9 protein-coding genes are annotated in these 7,348 nt (G+C 70.7%); 7 read left to right on the forward strand and 2 right to left on the reverse strand.

Features of this window, described 5'->3' with window-relative positions:
* Positions 1-209: hypothetical protein (locus GT354_RS18805; protein WP_202512030.1), on the reverse strand; the 209-nt coding region annotated here is incomplete at its 3' end.
* A 161-nt stretch (positions 210-370) separates the two neighbouring features.
* Between GT354_RS18805 and GT354_RS18810 the strand changes: the two genes are divergently transcribed.
* The 5 genes from GT354_RS18810 to GT354_RS18830 all read left to right on the forward strand — a co-directional run bounded on the left by GT354_RS18810 (position 371) and on the right by GT354_RS18830 (position 4,725).
* On the forward strand, positions 371-1,393 hold the full coding sequence (locus GT354_RS18810; protein WP_161357458.1) for a hypothetical protein: 1,023 nt from the start codon (positions 371-373) through the stop codon (positions 1,391-1,393).
* Positions 1,394-1,508: 115 nt separating this feature from the next.
* On the forward strand, positions 1,509-2,315 hold the full coding sequence (locus tag GT354_RS18815) for an ABC transporter ATP-binding protein (protein ID WP_161357459.1): 807 nt from the start codon (positions 1,509-1,511) through the stop codon (positions 2,313-2,315).
* Between the two features lie 50 nt (positions 2,316-2,365).
* Positions 2,366-2,956, forward strand: a complete 591-nt coding sequence (locus GT354_RS18820; protein WP_161357460.1) for a DoxX family protein — start codon at positions 2,366-2,368, stop codon at positions 2,954-2,956.
* Positions 2,957-3,090: 134 nt separating this feature from the next.
* Positions 3,091-3,804 (forward strand): uracil-DNA glycosylase, encoded by a 714-nt coding sequence (locus GT354_RS18825; RefSeq protein WP_161357461.1) that lies wholly within the window; start codon positions 3,091-3,093, stop codon positions 3,802-3,804.
* A gap of 279 nt (positions 3,805-4,083) precedes the next feature.
* A complete protein-coding gene (locus tag GT354_RS18830) occupies positions 4,084-4,725 on the forward strand; it encodes a hemerythrin domain-containing protein (RefSeq protein WP_161357462.1) in 642 nt (213 codons plus the stop codon).
* Positions 4,726-4,745: 20 nt separating this feature from the next.
* On the opposite strand, the gene GT354_RS56545 is transcribed toward GT354_RS18830, so the two are convergent.
* On the reverse strand, positions 4,746-6,011 hold the full coding sequence (locus tag GT354_RS56545; protein WP_346012078.1) for a cytochrome P450: 1,266 nt from the start codon (positions 6,009-6,011) through the stop codon (positions 4,746-4,748).
* Between the two features lie 525 nt (positions 6,012-6,536).
* Here GT354_RS56545 and GT354_RS18840 point away from each other — a divergent pair.
* A complete protein-coding gene (locus GT354_RS18840; RefSeq protein WP_161357463.1) occupies positions 6,537-6,731 on the forward strand; it encodes a DUF2304 domain-containing protein in 195 nt (64 codons plus the stop codon).
* A 243-nt stretch (positions 6,732-6,974) separates the two neighbouring features.
* The coding region (locus GT354_RS18845) for a universal stress protein (RefSeq protein WP_161357464.1) at positions 6,975-7,348 on the forward strand (374 nt) is incomplete at its 3' end.

Genomic DNA, 7,348 nt, shown 5'->3' on the forward strand with positions numbered 1-7,348 from the left:
GGGGCGGGGGTGGGTAGGTCCGGGTCCGGGTCCAAATCCAGGTCCAGGTCCAGGTCTTCGTCGGTGTCGGCGAAGCGGTGGCGGCCGGCTAGTGCGAGTAGGGCGCCGGCTACCAGGAGGACCAGGCCGGCCACGAAGATCTTGGGTTCGTTGCCGCTCGCGCCCGCCAGGTTCGCTGCGGCCGGAGACGTGCCTTCGAGCGTCCTCAACGGTTAAGTTCCGATCCCTCGGCGAACAGGTCCGATCGCCTTACTAGCAGACTCGACGAACCCAGGGAAACGCAGTCGCCGCGCCGAGTTTTCCGGGTCGTGCAGTTTTCTTGGCGGAAACATGAGCGCGCGAGGATCGCCCCGCGAACAAGGGGGCCACGATGACTGTCAGGGCGACACGTACGGGGCTGGGCTGGGAGCACGGGATCGACGACATACCGTCCGCCGTCGCGGTTTCCGGTGGTGTGTGCGTGGTTGCGGGGACGGCCGGCGGGGTCTGTCTGCTCGATGTGGCGACCGGCCGGTTACTGGCCCGGATCGTGTTGCCCGGCGGGGTGAGCCGGGCCGGGTTCTGCCCGGACGGCACGGTCGTCGCGCTGGCCGGGCCGTCGGGGTACGGGCTGTGGCGGGTCACCGACGGCGCGGTGTTGATGCGGACGACGGGTCTGCCCACGCGGTTCGTGTGGTCGGCGGGCAATCGGTGCGCGGTGAGCTTCGGCGGCACGGTGCGGGTGTACGACGGCGACTCGGGGACCGAGTTGTGGCGGGCGGTGGACGGTCCCGTCGTGGTGGACGACGCGGTGTGGTCCGGCCCGGGCGGCGGGCTCGCGGTCGCGCTCGGCGGCGAGGTGTACATGTACGGGCCGCGCGGGCGAACCAACGTGTGGACGTACCCGATTCCGGTTCGGGTGCTCGCCGGCGCACCCGACGGGGCCTGGCTGTGCGCCGCGGGCGAGATGCCCGGCGTGCACGTGCGCGGGGCCGGCGGGACGCACGAGGATCTCGGCGCGACCGGCGCCACGCCCGTGGCGGATCTGGCGATCGACGCGAGCGGACGGTGGTTGGCCGCCGAGGACCGGACGGGGCTCACCGTGTGGGACCTCGCCGCGCGCGGCGGCCGAGTCAGGCCGCGGCCACGCCGGTTGCCGGCGCAACCGCACGCGTGCGCGCCGAAGTGGCGTCCGGGCAGCGGCGGATTGATGGCCACCGGGGGCGGGGACGGCATGCTCGTGGTCTGGGACGTGCGCCACCGCTCCGCGCGCAGGGCCGCGACCCCGTTGGCCCGTCGGCACGTCTCGGCGCCCGTGGCCGCGCTCGCGTGGCACGGCTCGGACGCGCTGCTGTTCGCGGACCGTACCGGCCGGGTCGCCGCGCAGTGGTTCGCGGAGGTCGGCGCCCGCTGAACCAAGGGACGGGGCCTGCCCCGGGACCGGGGGATCGACGACCCGCTACCCGTGGAATGCCGGTTAGGTTAGGCTCGCCTAACCGTTCGTGTGTCTGTCGGGAGGGCCCCGCCCCGTGGAACTGCTCGTGGAAGATCTGTACGCCGGATACCCCGGCCATCGCGCCGTCGCAGGCATCGACCTGTCCGTGCCGAGCGGCAGCGTCGTCGCGATCGTGGGGCCCAACGGCTGTGGCAAGTCCACCCTCCTGCGCTCGATCGCCCGCCTGCACAAGCCCGAATCCGGCCGCGTCACGGTCGGCGGCGAGGACGTGTGGAAGCTGAAGCCCCGTCAGGCCGCGCACCGGGTAGGGATGTTGCCGCAGAACCCGACCGCCCCCGAGGCGGTCACCGTCTCGGGCCTGGTGCGCTACGGGCGGCATCCGCATCAGGGTCTGTTTCGTCAGTGGTCGCGCGAGGACGAGCGGGTGTGCCGCGACGCGCTGGACGCCACCGGCGTGCTCGACCTCGCCGATCGGCGCCTGGACCGGCTGTCCGGCGGTCAGCGGCAGCGGTGTTGGGTCGCGATGGTGATCGCGCAGGAGGCCCCGGTGATGCTGCTCGACGAGCCGACGTCCGCGCTCGACCTCGGCCACGCGGTCGAGGTACTCGGCCTGGTCCGCCACGTCGCGGCGCAGGGACGCACGGTGGTGATGGTGCTGCACGACCTCGCCTCCGCGGCCCGCTACGCCGACGTCCTGGTCGCGATGCGCGACGGTCGCGTGCTCGCGTCCGGGCCGCCCCGCGAGGTGGTGGACGCGCCCCTGGTGCGGGCGCTGTACGACGTCGACGCGGACATCCTGCGCGCTCCCGGGGACGACACCCCGGTCGTCGTGCCGCGCCTGGCCACGGCGCCGAGCGTGATCTCGTCGGCCTCGGGATGACGTGGGACACGGTGCTTCGCGCGTTGCTCCGGTAGGTTGCCGACAGCAATGTGACGGGTAGTCAGTTGATGAGGTGGGCGATGTTCGGCAAGAAGAAGAAAGCCGCGGCGGTTGTCGAGGCGGCAACCGAAAGCCGAGACGTGGCCGCGCTCGTGCTCCGCGCGACGATCGGCCCGATGCTCTTCGCGCACGGCTACAACAAGGTCGCCGGACCGGGCGGCCTCGCGGGAACGACCGGCTGGTTCGAGGCCCTCGGCCTCAAGCCCGCCGAGGTGCACGCGCGCCTCGCGGCCGGTACCGAGATGGCTGCCGGTGTCGGCATGGTGCTCGGCATCGCCAATCCGCTGCCGGCAGCGGCGACGGTCGGCCTGATGAGCGTCGCGGCGCAGACCGACCACAAGGGCAAGGGTTTCTTCGTCTTCAAGGGCGGCTGGGAGTACACCGCGATCGTCGGCGGCGCGGCGGTCGCGCTCGCGGCGCTGGGCAACGGCAAGTACTCGGTGGACAACCTGATCGGTCGGCGCAAGTCGGGCCTGCGCCCGGCGGTGTTCGCGGCCGGCGTCGGCATCGCCAACGCCGCGCTGCTGATGAAGTTCTGCTACAAGCCCGACCCGAAGCCGGACGAGAAGGTCGAGGCGTAGACCCCGGGCCACACCCGCGCTCACACCCGAGACACGGCCGTGCGGCCCGCCCGCGCCCGCGCGTCCCGCATCGACGATCACGATGCGGGACGCGGTGTCCGGCCGAGCCACTACGTTGGATTCCACATGGATCCATGGGCGTTCCCACGCCCTTGTGTGGAGGTTGTGCTGTGCAGACGTTGCCCGAGTCCTGGCAGCCCGTTCTCGCGGACGAGTTGGCGAAGCCGTACTACGCCGAGCTGACCGCGTACGTGGACGCGGAACGCAAGGAACACCAGATCTTCCCGCCCGAGGAAGAGGTGTTCGCGGCTTTGGAGGCGACGCCGTATGAGGATGTGCGGGTCTTCGTGGTGGGCCAGGACCCCTACCACGACGACAACCAGGCGCACGGCATGTGCTTCTCGGTGCGGCCCGAGGTGAGGATCCCGCCGTCGCTGCGCAACATCTACAAGGAGATGCACGCCGACATCGGTCTGCCGATCCCCGACAACGGCTACCTCATGCCGTGGGCCCACCAGGGTGTGCTGTTGCTCAACACCGTGCTCACGGTGCGCGCGCACGAGGCCGCGTCGCACAAGGGCCGCGGCTGGGAGAAGTTCACCGACGCGGTGATCAAGGCCGTGAGCGACCGCGACGCGCCGGTCGTGTTCGTGCTGTGGGGCGGGCACGCGAAGAAGAAGGCGTCGCTCATCGACACGACCAAGCACGTCATCGTGCAGGGCGCGCACCCGTCGCCGCTGTCCGCGAAGCTCTTCCACGGCAGCAAGCCGTTCTCGCAGATAGACGCCGCGCTTGAGGGCATGGGCCACAAGCCCGTCGACTGGACGATCCCGAACCTCAAGAAGTAGCCCGCTACTCGGCTTCACGGCCACGGTCAGGGCCACGGCTACGGTTACCGCTACGGCCGGGGTCGAGCGCAGGTAGTGGATCCGGCCGTCGTCGCGGTCTGCGCGGCACGCAAGAAAAACGACAACCGGCGTTCCGGTTCGGTATCGGCTCGGCCGGTATCGGACCGGAAACCGTCGCGTTCGGGAATGGCCGAAAAACTCCTTCCATTCCGGTTCCGTTCCCGCGAAGTGCGTCTACGGTGAGGCTCCCCTTTTCCCTGCCTCACGAGGCGGCCCATCGTGTCGACGACCGTTGATCAGCCCGTCACCCCCCATCTCGACCTCACTCCCGGCTACGTCGCGCACCGCGGATTGCGCGAGGAACTGGCCCGCCTCACCGAGGCGACCCGCCACCTCGACCCCGTCGACATCCTGCGCGTGCGAGCGGTCGAGGAGCATTTGGCACTCGTGCTGCGCTTCCTCGCGGCGCACCACCGCGAGGAACACACCGTCCTGTATCCCCCCGTGCAGGCGGGATCGCCGCGCGCGGCCCGTACGGTGACCGCGTTCCAGGTCGACCACTCGACCCTGGAAGACGCGATGCGCCGGACCGCGGACACCCAGGTGCCGCTGCGCGACCGCTCGCCCGAGATCGCCCGGTTGTACCACCTCGTGGCCCGGCACAGCCTGGCCGAGGAACACCAGCTCTTCCCACTCATGCGCCGCCACGTGCGGGCGACCCCGGCCGGCCGGATGCCCGGCCGTACCGTTCGCGTGTGGGGCCGTGATCTGCCCGCGTTCGTCGCGTTCCACCTGCACCACGCCACCGACGCCGAACGGGCCCGCGTCCTGCGCTGGATCCCACCGGGCACGGCCCTGCTGTGGCGGGCGGGGTGGCGCCGGTCGTACGAGCGGCGGCGCCAAGCCGCGTACGGCGGCTGACCCCGGGCCCCGTCGGCGGGTCAGGCAGGCACGATCCGCACCGGCATGTCCTTGATGCCGTTGAGGAAGTTCGAGCGCATCCGACGTGCGGGGCCCAGGAGTTCGACCCGCTCGACGCGTTCCGCGAGGGTGCGGAACATGACCTCCAGTTCGAGCTTGGCCAGGTGGCGGCCGAGACAGAAGTGCGGGCCACCACCGCCGAAGCCCAGCATCGGGTTGGGGTCGCGGCCGATGTCGAGTCGGTACGGATCGACGAAGACGTCCTCGTCGTGGTTGGCCGACGCGTAGTAGACGACCACCTTGTCCCCCGCGGCGATCGGCTGCCCGCTCAGCTCGGTGTCCCGCATCGCGGTGCGCCGGAACGCGTTGACGGGGCTGACCCAACGCACGATCTCGTCGGCCGCGGTGGCCGCGAGGCCGGCCGGGTCGGCGCGTAGGCGCTCCCACTGCTCGGGGTTCTCGATCAGCGCGAGCATGCCTCCCGAGATGGCGTTGCGCGTGGTCTCGTTGCCTGCCACCGCCAGCAGCATGAAGAACAGATCGAATTCGAGCGCGGTCAACTCCTGGCCGTCGCGGTCTGGACAGACCAGCTTGGACACGATGTCGTCGGCCGGACACGCGCGGCGCGCGGCGCCCAGCGCGTCGGCATAGCCGAACATTTCCATCTCGACCCCGCCCGGATCACCGACCGACAGATCGGGATCGGCGTCGCCGACCAGCTTGTTCGACCATTCGAAGAGCTTGTGCCGGTCGTCCTGCGGCACGCCCATCAGGTCCGCGATGACCACGAGCGGCAGTTCCGCCGCGCACATCGAGACGAAGTCGCCCTCGCCCTTGTCGACGGCGGCGCCCACGATCCGGTCGCACGCCTCGCGGACCTTGTCGCCCAGGGTCAGCGTCGTGCGCGGGGTGAAGCCCTTGTTGACGATGTTGCGCAGTCGGGAGTGCTCGGGCGGGTCCATGTTGAGCATCATCAGTCGCTGGGTCAGGAGCACCTCATCCGCCGGTTCGTCCAGGAGCGACAACCGCTCGTTGGACGAGAAGATCTCCGGATTGCGGGACACCGTGACCACATCGGCATGCCGGGTGACGGCCCAGAACCCGTCCGGGCGCTGCGGATCGTCGTGGCGGTACACGGGGGCGCGGCGGCGCAACTCGGCGAACGTGGCGTGCGGGATGCCGTCGGCGTAGCTGTCGGGGTTGTAGACGTCGAGGTCGGGGGCGCAGTCGGCGCTGTCTCGCTTGTCGCGGGTGTCACGGCTGTCACGGCTGTCGATCTCGGACACGGCGGACCTTCCGGCAGTGGAACTGGCGGAGCGTGGGCGCGGCCCAGGCTTCCACGGCCCGCGAGGGTCCGGAAGGCCGATCGGGGGGCGATTTCGGCACTTCGAGCGGGCCGTCGACGACTGCCGGGCGCGGTGAGAACGACCCGGCCCCAGGAACTGCGCAGCGGCCCGGCGTGTCGGCGCCCGACACGCCGGGACACGCCGAGCGCCATTGTGGCTCGCCGAGCGAGAGCGTGACTTTTTGCTACTTTGTAGACACTTTCCGTTAGTTTTTGGACGGTGACGCACGAATCGACGCACGAACCGGCACACAAACCGACACGCAGGCACCGACTCACGCACCGGCACACGCCGGGATCGGAAGGCGCGGACCCGGGGCCCTCGGGCCCGAGGGCTCGCAACCCACACCCGAGGTTCGCCTCGGCGCGCCGCCCGAACCGACAACTCCACGCGCTGTCCCCGATTCGGCGCGAACACCCCGTCCCCCGCGCGCCCCCGAGCGCGACCTCACGAGGAGCCCACCCCATGGCATTGTCGATCTCCACCGTCGTCCTCCTTGGCGTCATCGTGTTCGTCTTCATCCGCAAGGGCGGCATGCGCATCCCACACGCGATCGTGTGCTCGCTGCTCGGGTTCTACCTCGCGAGTACCTCGATCGCGCCGAGCATCCACAGCAGCGGCAACAGCGTCGCGAACCTGCTGAGCAGTCTGAACTTCTGAACGCGAGCACACGCGTCGCGAAGTTCTCGACCGTTGCCGATCGGTTCCGCCGGTTCCGCCGGTTCCGCCGGTTCTCGGCGTGACGGTCACCCCCCACCGGCTCGGCGGCATCGTCGCCGAGCCGGTCGGCGTTGTCCGGGCACCGGTGAGGTTGCTCACTCGGTTCCCGTTCGCGCGCCTTCGGTCACCAACGGGGTATCGCCCGGAGGACGGACCATCCACGGAGCACAGCGGAGAGCAGGCATGAACAACACGGAAGCGGTCGCGACACCCCTGGTCGTCGTCGGTACGGACGGCTCGGAGCACGGTGAGCGTTCGGTCGCCCGGGCCGCCGCGGAGGCCGCCCGGATGGGAGCGCTGCTCTGCGTCGTATACGCGCTCCGGGTGGCCGAGAGGGTGCCCGGCTTCGAGCCGATCGAGCCGGGTGACGACGTCCGCGCGGCGGCGGCGCACGTGGTGGAGGCCGCGGCGAAGACGGCCCTGGAGCGCCATCCGGGCCTGGCGGTCGAGGGGCGGGTCGAGTTCGGGTCGCCGGCCGACGTCCTGCTGGACGCGTCGCGGGGGGCGGCGCTGCTGGTGACGGGCTCGCGCGGGCGCGGCGGCTTCGCGGGCCTGTT

This window comes from Streptomyces sp. SID3343 (genome assembly GCF_009865215.1).
Classification (GTDB): Bacteria; Actinomycetota; Actinomycetes; order Streptomycetales; family Streptomycetaceae; genus Embleya.